This window comes from Zestomonas carbonaria (assembly GCF_904061905.1).
GTDB lineage: Bacteria > Pseudomonadota > Gammaproteobacteria > Pseudomonadales > Pseudomonadaceae > Aquipseudomonas > Aquipseudomonas carbonaria.
In genome coordinates, this window is the sequence record NZ_CAJFCI010000077.1 from 1 (window position 1) to 17,488 (window position 17,488).

14 protein-coding genes are annotated in these 17,488 nt (G+C 67.0%); 7 read left to right on the forward strand and 7 right to left on the reverse strand.

The annotated features are described in order from the left end of the window. Nucleotides 1–176 precede the first annotated feature (176 nt). Nucleotides 177–1,916 carry a bifunctional isocitrate dehydrogenase kinase/phosphatase gene (gene aceK / locus PSEWESI4_RS19845; protein ID WP_187672955.1) on the forward strand — a complete coding sequence of 580 codons (1,740 nt, stop codon included), beginning with the start codon at nt 177–179 and terminating at the stop codon, nt 1,914–1,916. Between the two features lie 185 nt (nt 1,917–2,101). Further along, nucleotides 2,102–2,236, forward strand: a complete 135-nt coding sequence (locus tag PSEWESI4_RS25305; RefSeq protein ID WP_268960806.1) for a PA1414 family protein — start codon at nt 2,102–2,104, stop codon at nt 2,234–2,236. Between the two features lie 533 nt (nt 2,237–2,769). Here PSEWESI4_RS25305 and PSEWESI4_RS19850 read toward each other — a convergent pair. The 3 genes from PSEWESI4_RS19850 to speB all read right to left on the reverse strand — a co-directional run bounded on the left by PSEWESI4_RS19850 (nt 2,770) and on the right by speB (nt 6,877). Further along, a complete protein-coding gene (locus PSEWESI4_RS19850) occupies nt 2,770–4,368 on the reverse strand; it encodes a 5-guanidino-2-oxopentanoate decarboxylase (protein ID WP_187672956.1) in 1,599 nt (532 codons plus the stop codon). A gap of 71 nt (nt 4,369–4,439) precedes the next feature. Further along, the gene (locus PSEWESI4_RS19855) at nt 4,440–5,828 is read right to left on the reverse strand and encodes a sodium:solute symporter (RefSeq protein WP_187672957.1); all 1,389 of its coding nucleotides are present in this window, start codon (nt 5,826–5,828) and stop codon (nt 4,440–4,442) included. Between the two features lie 89 nt (nt 5,829–5,917). Then, a complete protein-coding gene (speB, locus tag PSEWESI4_RS19860) occupies nt 5,918–6,877 on the reverse strand; it encodes an agmatinase (RefSeq protein ID WP_187672958.1) in 960 nt (319 codons plus the stop codon). Nucleotides 6,878–7,137: 260 nt separating this feature from the next. Here speB and PSEWESI4_RS19865 point away from each other — a divergent pair, with 260 nt between their 5' ends. The 3 genes from PSEWESI4_RS19865 (at nt 7,138) to PSEWESI4_RS19875 (ending at nt 9,570) form a co-directional block, all read left to right on the forward strand. Beyond that, nucleotides 7,138–8,034, forward strand: a complete 897-nt coding sequence (locus PSEWESI4_RS19865) for a LysR family transcriptional regulator (protein WP_187672959.1) — start codon at nt 7,138–7,140, stop codon at nt 8,032–8,034. Between the two features lie 159 nt (nt 8,035–8,193). After that, nucleotides 8,194–9,261 (forward strand): M4 family metallopeptidase, encoded by a 1,068-nt coding sequence (locus tag PSEWESI4_RS19870; protein WP_187672960.1) that lies wholly within the window; start codon nt 8,194–8,196, stop codon nt 9,259–9,261. Nucleotides 9,262–9,270: 9 nt separating this feature from the next. Further along, a complete protein-coding gene (locus PSEWESI4_RS19875; protein WP_187672961.1) occupies nt 9,271–9,570 on the forward strand; it encodes a protealysin inhibitor emfourin in 300 nt (99 codons plus the stop codon). Nucleotides 9,571–10,279: 709 nt separating this feature from the next. On the opposite strand, the gene PSEWESI4_RS19880 is transcribed toward PSEWESI4_RS19875, so the two are convergent. After that, nucleotides 10,280–10,948: a glutathione S-transferase family protein gene (locus PSEWESI4_RS19880; protein WP_187672962.1), complete on the reverse strand. Its 669-nt coding sequence runs from the start codon at nt 10,946–10,948 to the stop codon at nt 10,280–10,282. Nucleotides 10,949–11,096: 148 nt separating this feature from the next. On the opposite strand from PSEWESI4_RS19880, the gene PSEWESI4_RS19885 reads away from it, so the two are divergent. Together PSEWESI4_RS19885 and PSEWESI4_RS19890 are read left to right on the forward strand one after the other, a co-directional pair. Beyond that, on the forward strand, nt 11,097–11,693 hold the full coding sequence (locus PSEWESI4_RS19885; RefSeq protein ID WP_187672963.1) for a tRNA-uridine aminocarboxypropyltransferase: 597 nt from the start codon (nt 11,097–11,099) through the stop codon (nt 11,691–11,693). 59 nt (nt 11,694–11,752) lie between these two features. Then, a complete protein-coding gene (locus PSEWESI4_RS19890) occupies nt 11,753–12,169 on the forward strand; it encodes a RidA family protein (RefSeq protein WP_187672964.1) in 417 nt (138 codons plus the stop codon). A 266-nt stretch (nt 12,170–12,435) separates the two neighbouring features. On the opposite strand, the gene PSEWESI4_RS19895 is transcribed toward PSEWESI4_RS19890, so the two are convergent. The 3 genes from PSEWESI4_RS19895 to PSEWESI4_RS19905 are packed head-to-tail and all read right to left on the reverse strand — an operon-like array spanning nt 12,436 to nt 17,349. Beyond that, nucleotides 12,436–13,776, reverse strand: coding sequence for an HlyD family type I secretion periplasmic adaptor subunit (locus PSEWESI4_RS19895; RefSeq protein ID WP_187672965.1), 1,341 nt, complete (start codon nt 13,774–13,776; stop codon nt 12,436–12,438). Between the two features lie 11 nt (nt 13,777–13,787). Further along, nucleotides 13,788–15,944: a type I secretion system permease/ATPase gene (locus PSEWESI4_RS19900; protein ID WP_187672966.1), complete on the reverse strand. Its 2,157-nt coding sequence runs from the start codon at nt 15,942–15,944 to the stop codon at nt 13,788–13,790. Between the two features lie 49 nt (nt 15,945–15,993). After that, nucleotides 15,994–17,349, reverse strand: coding sequence for a TolC family outer membrane protein (locus PSEWESI4_RS19905; RefSeq protein WP_187672967.1), 1,356 nt, complete (start codon nt 17,347–17,349; stop codon nt 15,994–15,996). Between the last annotated feature and the right edge of the window lie 139 nt (nt 17,350–17,488).

Consider the following 17,488-nt stretch of genomic DNA (forward strand, 5'->3'; position numbering starts at 1 on the left):
GGCTCCTGGCGGGGGAGGGGCAGCATCGCCCGGCCCGGGTGGCGGCGCAATCCGCAACTTGCGCTCGAATTACCGGTACAGTTGCCGCCGGCGAGCCGACCCGCAGCAGCATGCTTTCACTTCGCGCGGCCACTGGCTAAGCTCGCCATTCCGACTGATCCTCCAGAGGCTCTTCCATGCCCCAGAACTGGCCGGCCGCCGATATCGCCCGTTTGATCCTCGATGGCTTCGACGACTATCGCGCCCATTTCCACCGGATCACCGACGGCGCCCGGGCTCGCTTCGAGCAGGCGCAATGGGTGGAAACCCAGCGCGCCGCGGCGGCGCGGATCGCCCTCTATGAGGAGAAGGTCGCCGAGGTCAGCCAGCGCCTGCACGACGCCGTCAATGCGGAGGTGCTGCTCGACGTGCAGCAATGGCCGCTGGTGAAGAGTGCCTATATCGGCCTGATCGACGTACGCTTCGACGATGAACTGGCCGAGACCTGGTACAACTCGATCTTCTGCAGCCTGTTCAGCCACGACCTGATCAGCGACGGCTGCATGTTCATCCACACCACGCGACCGTCGCTGCGCTCCCACGAGCGCGCGGCGCAGACCCGCAGCTACCTGCCGCGCCTGAACCTGGCCGGCACCCTCGAACAGATCCTCGACGACTACCGCTTCAGCGTTGCCTACGACGACCTGCCGCGCGACATCGAGCGCCTCGAAGGCCAGTTGCGTGCCAGCCTGCCGGACTGGGTGTGCAAGGACCCGGAGCTGTGCATCGAGCTGTTCTCCTCGACGCTCTACCGCAACAAGGGCGCCTACCTGGTCGGCCGCATCTACACCCGCGACGAGCAGTGGCCGCTGGTCATCCCGCTGCTGCACCGCGAAGGGCACGGCATCCAGGCCGACGCGCTGATCACCGACGAGGCGGAAGTGTCGATCATCTTCTCCTTCACCCGCTCGTACTTCATGGTCGACGTGCCGGTGCCGGCGGAATTCATCGGCTTCCTCAAGCGCATCCTGCCGGGCAAGCACATCGCCGAGCTGTACACCTCGATCGGCTTCTACAAGCACGGCAAGTCGGAGTTCTACCGGTCGCTGATCAACCACCTGGCGAACACCGACGACAAGTTCATCATGGCCCCCGGCGTGCGCGGCATGGTGATGAGCGTGTTCACCCTGCCGGGCTTCAACACGGTGTTCAAGATCATCAAGGACCGCTTCGCGCCGTCGAAGAACGTCGACCGCAACACGGTGATCGAGAAGTACCGGCTGGTGAAGAGCGTCGATCGCGTCGGGCGCATGGCGGATACCCAGGAATTCGCCGATTTTCGCTTCCCCAAGGCGAAATTCGATCCAGAATGCCTGGCCGAACTGCTCGAAGTGGCGCCCTCCACGGTGGAGATCGAGAACGGCGATACCGTGCTGATCCGCCACTGCTGGACCGAGCGGCGCATGACCCCGCTGAACATCTACCTGGAACACGCCAACGAGGCCCAGGTGCACGAGGCCCTGGAGGACTACGGCCTGGCCATCAAGCAACTGGCGGCGGCCAACATCTTCCCCGGCGACATGCTGCTGAAGAACTTCGGCGTCACCCGCCACGGCCGCGTGGTGTTCTACGACTACGACGAGATCTGCTTCCTCACCGAGGTCAACTTCCGCAAGATCCCGCCGCCGCGCTACCCGGAGGACGAGATGGCCTCCGAGCCGTGGTACTCCATCGCGCCCAACGACGTGTTCCCCGAGGAGTTCCCGCCGTTCCTGTTCGCCGACCTCCAGCAGCGCCGGCTGTTCAGCAAGCTGCACGGCGACCTCTACGACGCCGAGTACTGGAAAGGCCTGCAGGAGAAGATCCGCGCCGGCAAGGTGATCGACGTCTTCCCCTACCGGCGCAAGGAAGAGCCCGAGGCGCTGCTGGCCCTGTAGGCAGGGCGCGCCGCGCGCACCGACAGGGGGAGTCGAGCGGCCAGCCAATCCACCCCGGCATGACTTAAGTCATGCCGGGGAAATCGTAACGGACGTAACCTTGTTCTACCGGGAGCGACTAAGCTCCTGTTGAGGGCGGCCCAAGAAGCAAGGGCCGCCCGACCACCGATCTCAGGAGGGGCATCATGAAACGTCGACTGAACGCATGGCTGTCGCAACTGGGCGCAGCGCTGGGCCTGATCGAGGTACCACGTCTGCAACCGGTGCCGGTTCGCAGCGACGAACAGCGCCGCCTGGCCGAGGAGCGTCGTCAGCGCTGAGGCAAGCCGCCGTCATCGCTTCACCCCGGGCACCTTCCCCAGGTGCCTGACCGCACGGCGCGATCGCTTTTTCGCGCCGGCGTTCCCGGTTCATTCCACTCTCATCCCCCCATCCGCTCGTTCCACCAGGAAGACCGTTGGTCGGTCCGGTTTCGCGTCCCCTCAAGGTTCCCGGGGGCGTGCTGATCACGTTGGTATGAGCGTTATCCTGCGCATGATGGCTTTGTGCTATTAATTGTTGGTGTCACAACCCTCGGCGCTGGAGTGGCTGAGTCATTAGCGGTTTGCAGTAAGGGCGGGACCGGGCCGGACCCATCAACCTGGGGAGGGGGATGGTGTTCCGGCCCATTTTATTGGGGAAAGGATGGGGTGAGGGAGCGTGGGTGAATTCAACTCCGAGCCCAGCGCCCGGGCACGAAACGAACTCCGTAGCCCGGATGCAATCCGGGGAGACCGGCGAGTCCATGCCCCCGGATTTCATCCGGGCTACATGCTCGACCTCATGATCGCGGCACCCTACGGTCATGACATGGCTAGGCGAATGGCGGGGCTTCCTGTACCTCGATCAGCAACGGTCGGTCGGCTGGCGCATTGCGCAGCAGTTCGGCCAGGTGGGCGTGGTCGCGGGCGCGTTCGGCGGCGCAGCCGAAGCCTCGGGCGATGGCGAGGAAGTCCGGGGTGTGGATGTCCACACCGATCGGGGTGATGTCGCGCCGCTCCATGTAGCGCTTGATCTCGCCGTAGCCCTGGTTGTTCCACAGCAGCACCACGATGCCCACCCTGGCCTCCACCGCGCTGGCCAGTTCCGGCAGGCTGAATTGCAGGCCTCCGTCGCCGATCAGGCAGACCACCGGGCGCTGCGGCTCCGCCAGCCTGGCGCCGATGGCCGCCGGCAGGCCGTAGCCGAGGGTGCCGTAGCCGGTGGAGGAGTTGAACCAGCGGCGCGGGCCGTCCAGTTCCACCAGGTGGTTGCCGCTGTACACGGTTTGCGTCGAATCGCCGACGAAGCGCGCCTGCGGCAACGCCTGGAGAATGGTGTCGAACAGCCGGCGATAGTTCGTCCAGCCCTCGAAGCTCTCGGCCAGTTGCGCCCGCGCGGTGGCGGCTCGCTGGGCGCCGGGGCTGTTCGGGCTGAGCTCGCCTGCCGGCAGGTCGGCCAGCAGCATGCGCATGGCCAGGCGCGCGTCGCCCAGGATGGCCAGGTGCGGCAGGTGGTTGCGCAGCAGTTGCTGGGCGTCGATGTCGATGCGGATCAGCGCGCCGCCGATCTCGAATCCACCGTCGAACACCACGTCGTAGTCGGTCTCGCCCAGCTCGGTGCCGATCGCCAGCACCACGTCGGCATCCCTGGCCAGGGCGCGCACCGGCGGCAGCGACTGGTTGCTGCCGAGCAGCAGCGGATGGCCCGGCGGCAACAGGCCCTTGGCGTTGATGGTCAGCGCGGTCGGGGCGTCCAGTGCCTGGGCCAGGGCGCGTGCTTCGGCGCTTGCCTCGACACAGCCGCCGCCGAGCAGCAGCAGGGGCCGCTTGGCGTTCTTCAGCAGCGTCGCCGCTTCGCGCAGCAGGCTGCGGTTGGGAGCAGGGCGGCGCAGTTCCGGTCTGTGTGCCAGGCGCAGGTGATCGGCCGGCGCGGTGATGATGTCCAGCGGCAGTTCGATGTGCACCGGGCGTGGTCGTTCGCTGGCGAACACGGCGAAGGCGCGGGCCAGCACCGCCGGCAGTGCCTCGACGCTCATCAGCGTGTGGCTGAAGGCGCTCACCCCGGAAGTCAGCCGGCGCTGGTCCGGCAGTTCGTGCAGGTAGCCGTTGCCCAGGCCGAGGCGCTCGCGCTCGTTGACGCTGGAGATCACCAGCATGGGGATGGAGTCGGCGTAGGCCTGGGCCATGGCGGTGAGGATGTTGGTCATCCCCGGCCCGGTGATGATGAAGCACACGCCGGGCTTGCCGCTGACCCGCGCGTAGCCGTCGGCCATGAAGCCGGCGCCCTGTTCGTGGCGCGGCGTGACGTGGCGGATGCGGCTGCCCGGCAGGCCACGGTACAGCTCGACGGTGTGCACGCCGGGGATGCCGAACACGGTGTCGACGCCCCGGGCTTCGAGTTGCTTGACGAGGAATTCGCCGCAGGTGGTCATCGCGATACCTTCCATATGGAGATGGAAAAAAGGCGATTCCGGCCGGGGAACCGGAATCGCCAAGGGGTGACTCAAGCCAGGCGTGCGGCCGGGACTTCCTTCCTGCGCGACAGCAGGCTGATCACCACGAAGCTCGCGACGCCCACCGCGAGGCCGTAGTAGATCGGGGTGTTGGCGTCGAGGCCGTCCTTGAGCATGAAGGCCAGCGCGACCAGGCTGCCCAGGGCCATGCTGGAGATGGCGCCGGCGGTGCTCGCGCGCTTCCAGTAGATGGCGCCCAGCAGCGGGATGAGCATGCCGCCGACCAGCAGGTTGTAGGCCATGGTCAGGGCGCTGATCACGTCGCTGACCACCAGCGCGATACCGAGGGTCGCCAGGCCCATCAGCAGGGTGAACACGCGGTTGACGTGGGCGCTGCCTTCCGCCTCGTCGCGGCCGCCGAGCAGCGGCCAGAGGTCCTGGGCGGCGGTGGTCGAGGCGGCCAGCAGGCCGGCGCTGGCGGTGGACATCAGCGCGGCCAGGGCGGCGGCCACCACCAGGCCACGGATACCGTCCGGCAGGCTGATCTGCACCACGCTGGCGAAGGCGTTGTTGACGTTGTCCAGCTCCGGCAGCAGGACCTTGGCGGCCATGCCGATCAGTGCCATGGCCAGGCCGTAGAGCACGCAGTAGATGCCGGCGGCGCTGCCGGCGACCCTGGCGATCCGCTCACTGCGCGCGGTGAACACCCGCTGCCAGATGTCCTGGCCGATGAAGATGCCGAAGAAGTAGATCAGGAAGTAGGTGACGATGGTGTCCCAGCCGATCGCGGTGAACTCGAAGGCGCTGGCCGGCAGGGCGGCGACCAGGGCGTCCCAGCCGCCGGCGTCGGCGATCGACAGGGGCATGAGGACGAACACCAGGCCGACGGTCATGATCATGAACTGCACGATGTCGGTGAGGGTCAGCGACCACATGCCGCCGATGGTCGAGTAGAGCACCACGATGCCGCCGCCGATAAGGATCGCGGTCCAGAACGGCATGCCGAACAGCACTTCCATCACCGTACCGATGGCGATGGTCGAGGTGGCGGCGATCATCAGCGCGTAGACCAGCATGATGGCCGCGCTGGCGTGGCGGGCGGTGGGGTTGTAGCGGCGTTCCAGCACCTGGGTGACGGTGTAGATCTTCAGCTTGAGCAGCGGCTTGGCGAGGAACAGGCTGATGCCGATGATGCCCAGGCCGAGCGCGGCGCACAGCCAGAAGCCGGAGATGCCGTGCACGTAGCCGAGGCGCACGGTGCCGATGGTCGAGGCGCCGCCGAGCACGGTGGCGGCCATGGTGCCCAGATAGAAGCCGGGGCCGAGGTTGCGGCCGGCGACCAGGTAGTCCTCGCGGGTCTTGGCGCGGCGCATGCCGTACCAGCCGAGCGCGAGCATGGCGGCGACGTAGAGGAGGACGACGAAGAGATCCAGAGCCATGGGGAGAGCCCTCTTGGTGTTGTAATTGTTGTCGTTGCGAGCCCGGGCCGGAGGCGGCGGCCCGGGCGGATCGTTTCCGCGTGGCGCGCTCAGTGGCGCTGCACGCCCGGCAGCACGCAGAGCATCTCGTACAGCAGGTTGGCGCCGAGCAGCGAGGTGTTGCCGGTGGTGTCGTAGGGCGGGGAGACCTCCACCAGGTCGCCGCCGACCAGGTCCAGGCCGTGGCAGCCGCGGATGATTTCCATCGCCTGGATGGTGGTCAGGCCGCCGATCTCCGGGGTGCCGGTGCCGGGCGCCCAGGCCGGGTCGATGCCGTCGATGTCGAAGGACAGGTACACCGGGCCGCCGCCGACCTTCTCGCGCACTTCGGCCATCAGCGGCTGCAGCGACTTGTGCCAGCATTCCTCGGCCTGCACCACGCGGAAGCCCTGCTTGCGGCTCCAGTTGAAGTCCTCGGCGGTGTAGCCCTGGGCGCGCAGGCCGATCTGCACCACGCGGTCGCAGTCCAGCAGGCCTTCTTCGACGGCGCGGCGGAAGGTGGTGCCGTGGGCGATCTTCTCGCCGAACATCTCGTCGTTGACGTCGGCGTGGGCGTCGACGTGGACCAGGCCGACCTTGCCGTATTTCTTGCGGATCGCCCGCAGGATCGGCAGGGTGATGGTGTGGTCGCCGCCCAGGGTCAGCGGCTTGATGCCGTGTTCGAGGATGTCGTCGTAGGACTCCTCGATGATGCGCACGGCCTCGGCCATGTTGAAGGTGTTGATCGCCACGTCGCCGATGTCGGCCACGTTGATCGAGTCGAAGGGCGCGGCGCCGGTGGCCATGTTGTAGGGGCGGATCATCACCGACTGGGCGCGGATCTCGCGGGGGCCGAAGCGGGTGCCGGAGCGCAGCGAGGTGCCGATGTCCAGCGGCACGCCGACGAAGGCGGCGTCCAGTCGGCGTTTTTCCTCGGAAGTCTGGATGTGCGGCAGGCGCATCATGGTGGCGATGCCGCCGAAGCGGGGCATCTCGTTGCCGCCCAGGGGCTGGTGGAAGGTGTTGTCCACGGCGGGCCTCACTATTGTTGTGGTTTTAATGGTGAGGTTCTGTACGAAAACTGCCTGACCTTCGCTCGGCGATTTTTCGTACGAACCTAGGTCGGTGGATTCTTGGCCGGGATGCTTCGGGGAAAAATCGCCGGAAGCAAAAAATTGGTTCAGGAATTTCTAAACTAATGCGAACCGAGTAGGGTGGGCGAAGCCCACCAAGTGGAGTGCCGGGCTGAAGCGGAGCGCCGCCCGGCCCACCCTACGCCTGGAACCATCCGATGCAGACCGCCTTGCCCGACCTGAAACTGCTGCGCATCTTCGTCAGCGTGGTGCGCAACCAGGGTTTCGCCGCCGCGCAGCAGGAACTGAACCTGTCCACCTCGGCGATCAGCACCTACATGAGCCAGTTGGAAGGGCAACTGGGCCTGACCCTCTGCCACCGTGGCCGTGGCGGCTTCAGCCTGACCAGCAAGGGCGAGCTGTTCTACCAGGAAACCCTGCGCCTGTTCGGCGAGCTGGAAGGCTTCGAGCGCTACTCGGCGGCGCTCAAGGGCGAACTGCGCGGCACCCTGAACCTCGGCGTGCTGGACGCCACGGTGAGCGACCCGGCCCTGCCGCTGGCCGAGGTGATCGGCGCCTACAACCGCGAGCATCCCGCCGTGCACCTGCACCTGGCGGTGCTGAGCCCCTACGAACTGCAACTGGCGGTGCTCGACAACCGCCTGGACCTGGCCATCGGCGCTTTCTCCACGCGCATGAACGGGCTGGTCTACCAGCCGCTGTACCGCGAGCAGCACTGGCTGTATTGCAGCGACCGCCATCCGCTGTTCGGCGAGCGGCGCATCCCGGCCGAGGTGATCACCCAGCAGCGCATGGTCGGTCGCGGCTACTGGAGCCAGGCCGAACTGGCGCGGCACGGCTTCAAGCACAGCGCGGCGACGGTGGAGAGCATGGAGGCGCAACTGATCCTGGTGCTGTCCGGCGCCTACATCGGCTACCTGCCCGAGCACTACGCGCATTCCTGGATCGAGCAGAAGCGCCTGCGCGTGCTGCTGCCGGCGACCTTCGGCTACCAGGCGCCGTTCTCGTTGATCCTGCGCCGGGGGCGCAGCCGCGAACCGCTGATCCAGACCTTCCGCGACCTGTTGAAGGCGCAGCTCAACCCGCCGCGCTAGGCCAGCCGGTGCGCCGTGCACACCGAAATATTGGCGGTATCGAACGTTCCGGTGCGCACGGCGCACCCTACGCGATACTTCAGTCCCGGCGAAACTGAGCGGAACCTTGGCGGAGCGGCCCGGTCCAGACAGGAAAGGAACAGACGCAAGGAGCAGTCCATGTGCACGCGTAATCCGATCCATTGCATCGTCCCGCCCTACATCATCGAGCGCCTGGCCCAGTCGGCCGATCCCAAGGTGCGCTGCTGGGCGATCGCCAACCTGTCGGCGGGCAGCGCCTTCCGCGCCGTACGGGCGACGGTCCAGGGCATGCCGGGGATGATCGCCAGCCGCTCGCCGGGGCCCGACCGCCACCGCCTGGTCTACGACGCCCAGCAGACCGACCGCCTGCCCGGCGTGCTGGTGCGCTCGGAGGGGCTGGCGGCCAGCGGCGACCCGGCGGTGGATGAAGCCTACGAGGGCAGCGGCGATACCTACGACTTCTTCCAGGCGCTGTTCGGCCGCAACTCACTGGATGACAACGGCATGAGCCTGGTGTCCACCGTGCACGTCGCCGAAGCGGACTATAACGGCGAGTACGCGCCGATGAACAACGCCTTCTGGAACGGCCGGCAGATGGCCTACGGGGACGGCGACGGCAGCGTGTTCCAGCGCTTCACCCGTTCCCTGGACGTGATCGGCCACGAACTGACCCACGGCGTGCAGGCATTCACCAGCAACCTGACCTATGCCGGCCAGTCGGGTGCGCTCAACGAGCACTTTTCCGATGTGTTCGGCATCCTGGTCCGGCAGTGGAAGCGCGGCGAGGCGGCGGAAAGTGCCGACTGGTTGATCGGCGCGGACGTGCTGGTCCCGGCGCCGACCCGGCGCGGCATCCGCGACATGGAGAACCCCGGCACGGCCTTCGTCGACGACCCCGAGCTGGGCACCGACCCGCAGCCGGCGCATATGTCCGGGCTCTATACTGGGCCGCGTGACAACGGCGGCGTGCACATCAACTCGGGGATTCCCAACCGGGCCTTCGTGCTCGCCGCCAAGGCGCTCGGCGGTCCCGCCTGGGAGGTCGCCGGGCGCATCTGGTACGAGACCCTGCTGCAGCTCGGCGCCAACAGCAGCTTCGAGGAGTGTGCCCGGCTCAGCGTGCAGATCGCCGGCCAGGGCAAGTACGGGGCGGCGGCGAAGAAGGCGGTCAAGGCGGCCTGGAAGCAGGTCGGCATCGCGGTGTGAGGACGAATCATGAAAGTCCGCTTTGTGCAATCCGGAGGTTTCGTCGGCGTGGTCAAGGGCTGCGTGCTCGATACCTCGAACCTGACGAAGGACGAGGCGCAGGAGCTCGAACGCCTGGTGCGCGAGAGCGGCATTTCCGCCTGCGAGACGCAGTTCTCCGCCGAGGCGCGGGACCTGCAGCAGTACGAGATCACCATCGAAGGCGAGCCGCCGGTCTCGGTCGCCTTCGATGACCGGAGCGTGCCACCGTCCGCCCGGCTGCTGGTTGGCTTCCTGAAAAAGCACGCCCGCCCGCAACCCCTCGACTGACGGCGAGGGGCCCGTAGGGTGGAAAACCGCGAAGCGTTTTCCACCGCAAGGAAGGCCACCTTGCGGGCGAAGACGTTGTGTTTGCCCATGGTCCACCCCTCACCCCAACCCTCTCCCGGGGGGAGAGGGAGCAGACCGTGCCAGCTCAACCAGCGGCGACAGCCTCAGCCCCACAGAGGCGCGGATTGAGAACAGACTTGAGCGCTACACGGAATAATCCCCTCTCCCTCCGGGAGAGGGCTAGGGTGAGGGGCGGTGCTTCGTCCTGACTCCGAACTGTCGTCTTGCCCCCTGCGGTGGAAGTGAAAAGCGACTTCCACCCTACGGTCTGGTGCTTGTCAGCCGAAGCCTCAGCCCCACAGAGGCGCGGATTGAGCACAGACTTGAGCGCTACACGGAACAATCCCCTCTCCCCCCGGGAGAGGGCTAGGGTGAGGGGCAGTGCTTCGTCCTGACTCCGAGCTATCGTCTAGCCCCCTGCGGTGGAAGTGAAAAGCGACTTCCACCCTACGGTCTGGTGCTTGTCAGCCGAAGCCTCAGCCCCACAGAGGCGTGGATTGAGAACAGACTTGAGCGCTACACGGAATAATCCCCTCTCCCTCCGGGAGAGGGCTAGGGTGAGGGGCGGTGCTTCGTCCTGACTCCGAGCTATCGTCTTGCCCCCTGCGGTGGAAGTGAAAAGCGGCTTCCACCCTACGGCTGGCGTTCGTCAGCCGAGCAGTTCGTAGGGCCCGCCCTGGTCCAGCGCCCGTTGGTAGGCCGGGCGGGCGTGGATGCGCTGGAGAAAGGCGCTGAGCCTCGGGTAGCGGCTGTCCAGCCCGCCACGGGCCTGGGCGGCTTCCAGCGGGAAGCTCATCTGGATGTCGGCGGCGCTGAATTCATTGCCGGCGAACCAGTCGCCGTCGGCCAGCGCCCCTTCGAGGTAGGCGAGGTGATTGTCGATCTGTGGCTGGATGAAGTTGCTCTTCGCCTTGCCGGCGATGAGCCTGGCGAACGGCTTGATGAAGAACGGCAGCGGGCCGTTCTCGATGCGGTCGAACACCAGCTTGAGCAGCAGCGGTGGCATCGCCGAACCCTCGGCGTAATGCAGCCAGTAGCGGTACAGCAGGCGCGCGCCGCTGTCGGCCGGTTGCAGGCGGCCGTCGCCGTAGCGCTCCACCAGGTACTCGATGATCGCCCCCGACTCGGCGAGCACCAGTTCGCCATCGTTGATCACCGGCGACTTGCCCAGCGGGTGCACGGCGCGCAGCTCCGGCGGGGCGAGCATGGTCTTCGGGTCGCGCTGGTAGTACTTGACGGTGTAGGGCAGCCCCAGCTCTTCGAGCAGCCAGAGCACGCGCTGCGAGCGGGAGTTGTTGAGGTGGTGGACGGTGATCATCGCGGCTCCTGGGGAATGTCAGCGGCTTTCCGGCCCATCCTACACACCGGGCTTCCGCGTGCGTGAGCGCGACGGGGCAGTGTGAGATGGTGTTCGCACCAGCGAGTAACCCGGTAAACAGCGTAGCGAGCTGTGCCAGAATACGCCCATGTCACGCCCATCCTGCCCTCGTTGCGCCCGCCCGCTCGACCACTGCCTGTGCGCCCTGATCCCGTCCCTGGACAGCCGCGCGCGGGTGTTGATCCTTCAGCACCCCAGCGAAACCCGCCACGCGCTGAACACCGCGCGGCTGGCGGCGCTCGGCCTGCGCAATGCCGAGTTGCTGGTCGGCGAACGTTTCGACGATCTGGAGGAGCGCCTGGCCCGGCCGGGCTACCGCTCCTGCCTGCTGTTCCCCGGCGAACAGGCACAGCCACTGGCCGGGTTCGCGGAGCAGGGCGTCGAGCCGTTGCTGCTGGTGGTGCCGGACGGCACTTGGCGCAAGGCGCGCAAGCTGCTGTACCTCAATCCGTCGCTGGAGGCGCTGCCGCGCGTCGCCCTGCCGGAGGGGCTGACCTCGCGCTACCGGTTGCGCAAGGCACCGATGGAAGGGGCGCTGTCGACCCTCGAGGCGGTCGTCGCCGCGCTGGAGATCGTCGAGGCACCACGGCGCTACGATGCCCTGCTGGCACCGTTCGAGGCGCTGATCGACGGGCAGATCGCGGCGATGGGCGAGGAGACCTTCCGGCGCAATCACGGCGAGTGAATGTCACGATGGCGTTCGTCGTATCGACGTATTGATGAACCATCACAAGGAGTCGCGTCATGAGCCATTCGCTTTTCACCCTGAACAATCCGGCCGGCCTCTACGATCCCGCGCCCAACGGCTATTCCCACGTGGCCAGCGTGGCGCCGGGCGCGCGCCTGGTGTTCGTCGCCGGGCAGGGCGGCGAGGACGAGCAAGGGCGCCTGTCGGCGGATTTCGCCACCCAGGTGCGCCAGGCACTGGGCAACCTGCGCATCGCCCTGGAATCGGCCGGCGCCAGCACCCGCGATGTGGTCAAGTTGACCGTGTTGATCGTCGATCACAGCGAGGAGCGCCTGCACATCTTTGGCGCCGAATTGCAGGCGGCCTTCGGGGCTGGTGCCAAGCCAACCTGCACGTTGATCCCCGTACCGCGCCTGGCGTTGGATGGAATGTTGTTCGAGATCGAGGCGGTGGCGGTGTTGACGGGTGGATAGGATGGGCGGTGACCCATCGGGTTGATATTGATGGGTTGTCACCCATCCTACGGTCTCTGCATGGACGAACCTTGTGCTTGACGCAACTCCGCCCCTCACCCCAACCCTCTCCCGGAGGGAGAGGGAGCTGGACGGAGTCGCGGTTTGGCTCGGAGCTAAAAACACCCTCTCCCCTGGGAGAGGGCCGGGGTGAGGGAGCGTGCCTGAACCCAACCCCGTGGCCCAAGCTCCGTAGGATGGGTGACAACCCATCAGACCGTGCCCCATCACCGCTCGCGCATCGCTTCCCAGCGTGCCTTGAGCACCGGTTTGAGCAGGTAGTCGAGCACGCTCTTCTCGCCGGTGATGATGCCGACGTTGGCGACCATGCCGGGGATGATCAGCAGCGGGTGTTCTTCGCTGCCGAGGTGGCTTTTGTCGGTGCGTACCTGGATCAGGTAGAAGCTGTTGCCCTTGTCGTCGGTGACGGTGTCGGCGCCGATCAGTTCCAGCCGGGCCTTGAGGCCGCCGTAGATGGTGTAGTCGTAGGCGGTGAACTTGACCGTGGCGCTCTGTCCCGGATGCAGGAAGGCCACGTCCTGCGGGCGTACCCGTGCCTCGATCAGCAGGTTGTCCTCCAGCGGCACGATTTCCAGCATGTCGCTGCCCGGCTGTACCACGCCGCCGATGGTGTTGATCTTGAGTTGCTTGATGATGCCGCGCACGGGGGAGGTCACCGTGGTGCGGCTGACCCGGTCCTCGATGGCGACGCTGGTGGCGGTGATCTTCTGCAGTTCGGTGCGCGCTTCGTTGAGTTCCTTGGCGGCGTCGGAGCGGAACACCAGGTCGCTTTCCTCGATCTTGCTCCGGATCTCGGCGATCGCCGCTTCGGCGCGGGGGATCGCCAGGGTGGTGGCGTCCAGCGAGCCGCGCACTTCCACGGCGCTGCGCCGCAGGCGGAGGATTTCCACCTCGGAGATGGCGCCGGCGCTCACCAGCGGGCTGGACATGTTCAGCTCCTGCTGGATCAGGCCGAGGCTGGAGCGGTACTGCGCTGCCTTGGACTTGAACTCGGCGAGTTCCTGGGTCTTCTGCCGAAGCTGTTCGTTGAGGGTGCGTTTCTCGCTGTCCAGCCGCCGTTGCCGCGAGTCGTACAGGGATAGCTCGTCGGCGGCCAGTTGCGCGGCGTCGCGCTCGACTTCCCCGGGCAGCTTCATCGGCCGGCCCTCGGCCTCCGCCGACAGGCGCTCGACGCGGGCGAGCAGCGCCAGGCGGTCGGCCTCGGTCTCGCCCTTGTTGGACTGGTAGCGGGTGTCGTCGAGGCGCAGCAGCTTGTCGCCCTTGTCCACCACCTGGCCTTCGCGCACGAATATCTCGGTGACGATGCCGCCTTCGAGGTTCTGGATCACCTGCACCTTGCTCGACGGGATCGCCTTGCCCTCGCCGGTGGTGACCTCTTCCAGCACGGCGAATTTCGCCCACAGCAGCGCCACCAGCAACACGGCGGCGACCGCCCAGACGGTGAGCCGCGCCAGCCGGGGCGTGTCCTCCCGCATGACGCCGTCCACCTCCGGCATGAACTCGGTGTCTTCGCGACGGCGGCGGAGACGGGAAAGATAATCGCGCATGGTCGCCTCCCTCAGATCGCCACCGGGCGGATGCGGCCCTTGCGCAGCGCCTCGATGACCTCGTCCTTCGGCCCGTCGGCGACCAGGTGGCCGTTGTCGAGGACCAGCAGGCGGTCGACCAGGGCGAGCATCGAGGCGCGGTGGGTGATCAGCAGCAGGGTCTTGCCCTGGCTCCAGGTCTGCAGGCGGGCGCGCAGGTTTTCCTCGCTGGTGTTGTCCATGGCGCTGGTCGGTTCGTCGAGCAGCAGGATCGGCGGATCGAGCAGCAGCGCGCGGGCCAGCAGCACGGCCTGGCGCTGGCCGCCGGAAAGCAGTTGGCCGCGCTCGCCGACCGGGCGGTCGAAGCCTTGCGGGTGCTGGCGGGCGAGTTCGCCGACGCCGGTGATCTCGGCCACTTCGAGCATGCGTGCGTCGTTGACGTAGCGGGCGCCGAGGGTCAGGTTGTCGCGCAGGCTGCCGGCCAGCAGCGGCAGGTCGTGGGCGACGTAGCCGATCTGGTTGCGCAGGTCGGCGACGTCGAGCTGGCGCAGGTCGAGGTTGTCGAGCAGGATCTGTCCTTCGTCGGGGGCGTAGAAACCCATCACCAGGCGCGCCAGGGTGCTCTTGCCGGAGCCGCTGCGGCCGATGATGCCGACCCGTTCGCCGGCCTTCAGGCGTAGGCTGACGCCCGCCAGCGCCGGGGTGGCCTGGCCGGGATAGCGGAAGGTGACCTGCGACAGGGTCAGTTCGCCGCGCAGCCAGGTGCGTTCCAGCGGCCGCTGCCGCGCCTGGCGTTCCTGGGGCAGGGCCATCAGCGCGTCGGTGCTTTCCATGGTCAGTTGCGCCTGCTGGTAGCGGGTGATCAGCCCGGCGATCTGCCCGAGCGGGGCGAGCACCCGGCTGCCGAGCATGTAGCAGGCGACCAGCGCGCCGACGCTCAGGGCGCCCTCGAAGATCGCGTAGACCCCGGCGACCAGCGTGGCCATGCCGGCGAGCTGCTGGATGAACAGGGTGCCGTTGGTGGCCAGGGCGGACAGGAAGCGGGCGTGGGTGTCGAGGCGGGTGAGGGCGCCGTGGGTCGCTTCCCAGTGGTGCTGGCGCTCGCTTTCCGCGCCGCAGGCCTTGAGGGTTTCCAGGCCGCCGAGGGTTTCGATCAGCAGCGCCTGGCGTTCGGCGGCGAGGGCCAGGCTTTTCTTCACGGTGTCGCGCAGGCGGCTCTGGATCACCACGGCGAAGATCACCGTGAGCGGAAAGGCGAGCAGCGGGATGACCACCAGCCAGCCGCCGATCAGGCCGATCACGGCGATCATCAGGATGGCGAAGGGCAGGTCGATCAGGCTGGTCAGGGTGACGGCGGTGAGGAATTCGCGCAGGCCCTGGAAGTCGTGGATGCTTTGCGCGAAACCGCCGACGCTGGCCGGCCGCGCCTTCATCGCCATGCCGGTGATGCGTTCGAACAGGGTGGCGGAGAGCACCACGTCGGTCTTCTTGCCGGCGATGTCCAGCAGGCGGGCGCGCAGCACGCGCAGCAGCAGTTCGAACAGGGTGGCGAGCAGCAGGCCGATGGCCAGCACCCAGAGTGTCGCGGTGGCCTGGTTGGGCACCACGCGGTCGTAGGTCTGCATGACGAACAGCGGCAGCAGCAGGCCGAGCAGATTGATCAGCAGGCTGGCCAGCAGCGAGTCGGCATACAGCCAGCGGGACAGCTTGAGGGTGTCGCGGAACCAGGCCTCGACCCGTGGCAGCAGCGGCGTGCGCAGCTCCTCCAGTTCGTGGCGCGGGCGGGCGAACAGGGCCTGGCCGCTGTATTCGGCGGCCAACTGGTCGCGCTCGACCCATTGCTCGCCGCCTTCCGCCTCGCAGGGCAGGATCAGCGCGCGGCTGTCGTCGGAGAGCTGGCGCAGCACCGCGCTGCGGCCGTTCTTGAGCAGCAGCAGGACCGGCAGGTTGAGCGGGGAAATGCTCTCCAGCTCGCGGCGCAGCAGGCGCGCCTGCAGGCCGGCGCGGGCCGCCGCGCGGGGCAGCAGTTCGGCGCTGAGGCGTTGCTGCGGCAGTGGCAGGCCGGCGGAAAGGCTGCCGCGGCTGACCACGCAGCCGTGCAGCCGGCAGAGGATCAGCAGGCCGTCCAGCAACGGGTCGTCGTGGTTGAGGCGCGGATCTTCGGTGGCGGCCGGTTCCATGCTGGTCACTTCACTTCCCCCCGGCTGGCTCGGCCCGTGCATGGCGGGCCGGGCCGGCCTACTTCATGTCCGGCAGGCGGGCATCGGTCTTGACCGCCGACAGGGCGTTGGCCTCGACCGGCAGGACGGTGCCCTGTTTGCGCAGCAACTCGCCCATGGCGGCCTGCACGCGGTACATGGAGAACTCCTCGGTGTAGCGCACCTCGACATAGCGGCGATTGGCGGTGAACAGCTCGTTCTCGCTGTCCAGCAGGTCGAGCAGGGTGCGCTGGCCCAGGCTGAACTGCTGCTGGTAGGCCTCGCGAACCCGCGCGGTGTAGTCGGCGTACTCGCGCGCCTTGGGCGTTTGCAGGCGGGCGTTTTCCATGGCGTTCCAGGCCAGCATGACGTTCTCGTTGATCTGCCGCAGGGCGTTGTTGCGGATGTCCATCGCCTGGTTGATCTGGTGGGCGGCGGATTGCAGGCGGGCCTTGTCGCGCATGCCGTTGAACAGGTTGTAGTTCATCGCCAGGCCGGCGCGCCATCCGGTGTCGTGGCCTTCCTGGCCGCCCATGTCGTCGTTGGCGCGGGTGGACAGTTCGGCGTCGAAGCGCGGGTAGAACGGCGACTTGGCCACCTCGTACTGCTTCTCGGCGGCGGTGACGTCGGACTGCGCGGATTTCAGCAGCGGGTTGTTGTCGATCATGGCCTGCCGGGCGTTGACCAGGTCCGACGGCATCTCGCCCCGGACGCTGGCCGGGGTGACCAGCTCGTCCGGCATGCGGCCGACCACGCTGTAGAAGTTGGCTTCGGCGTCGGCCAGGTTGACCTCTTCGGTGTAGAGGTTGTTCTGCGCCAGCGCCAGGCGCGCTTCGGACTGGTCGAAGTCGGCCGCGCTACCGACGCCGCGCTGCTTGCGCAGGCCGATCTGGTCGCTGATGCGGGTATGGGCCTGCAGGTTGTTCTTCGCCAGGGCGACCATCTCGCGGCGCTTGAGGACTTCCAGGTAGACGTCCACGGTGCGCAGCGCCAGGCTCTCCGCCGTGCCCTGGATGTAGTAGGCCCGCGAGTTGGCCACCGCCTCGGTGCGTTTCACCTCGTTGGGGGTGTTGAAGCCGTCGAACAGCATCTGTCGCAGGCGCAGCTCGGCGGCGGTGTAGTTCAGGGTTTCCTTGTGGTGGTTGCCCTGCGCCCGGGTATCCGGGTTGTCGCTGCGTTCCCGGCCGTAGCCGGCGATCACGTCGACGGTGGGCAGGTAGCCGCCCCGCGCGACCTTGATGTCCTCGTCCGAGGACAGCCGGTTGTTCACGCTGGCGCTGACTTCCGGGTGGCGTTCGACGGTGCTCTGAATGGCTTCGGCGAGGGTCATCGCCTGGGAAGAAGCGCAGGCCATCGTCAGCAGCATTCCGCTGCATATGGGGGTCAAGACGCGCATGGTACTTCTCCGTGTTAGGTGCTCTGTATCCTGTCGCCAATTTGTTGGCTATTTTTCTGGTTGCTCTATTGGCGCTTGTAACTTCACATCTAAGAACAACTTTCCGACTTGTCCTAAGAAAAAATGGCTACAAAGGCTA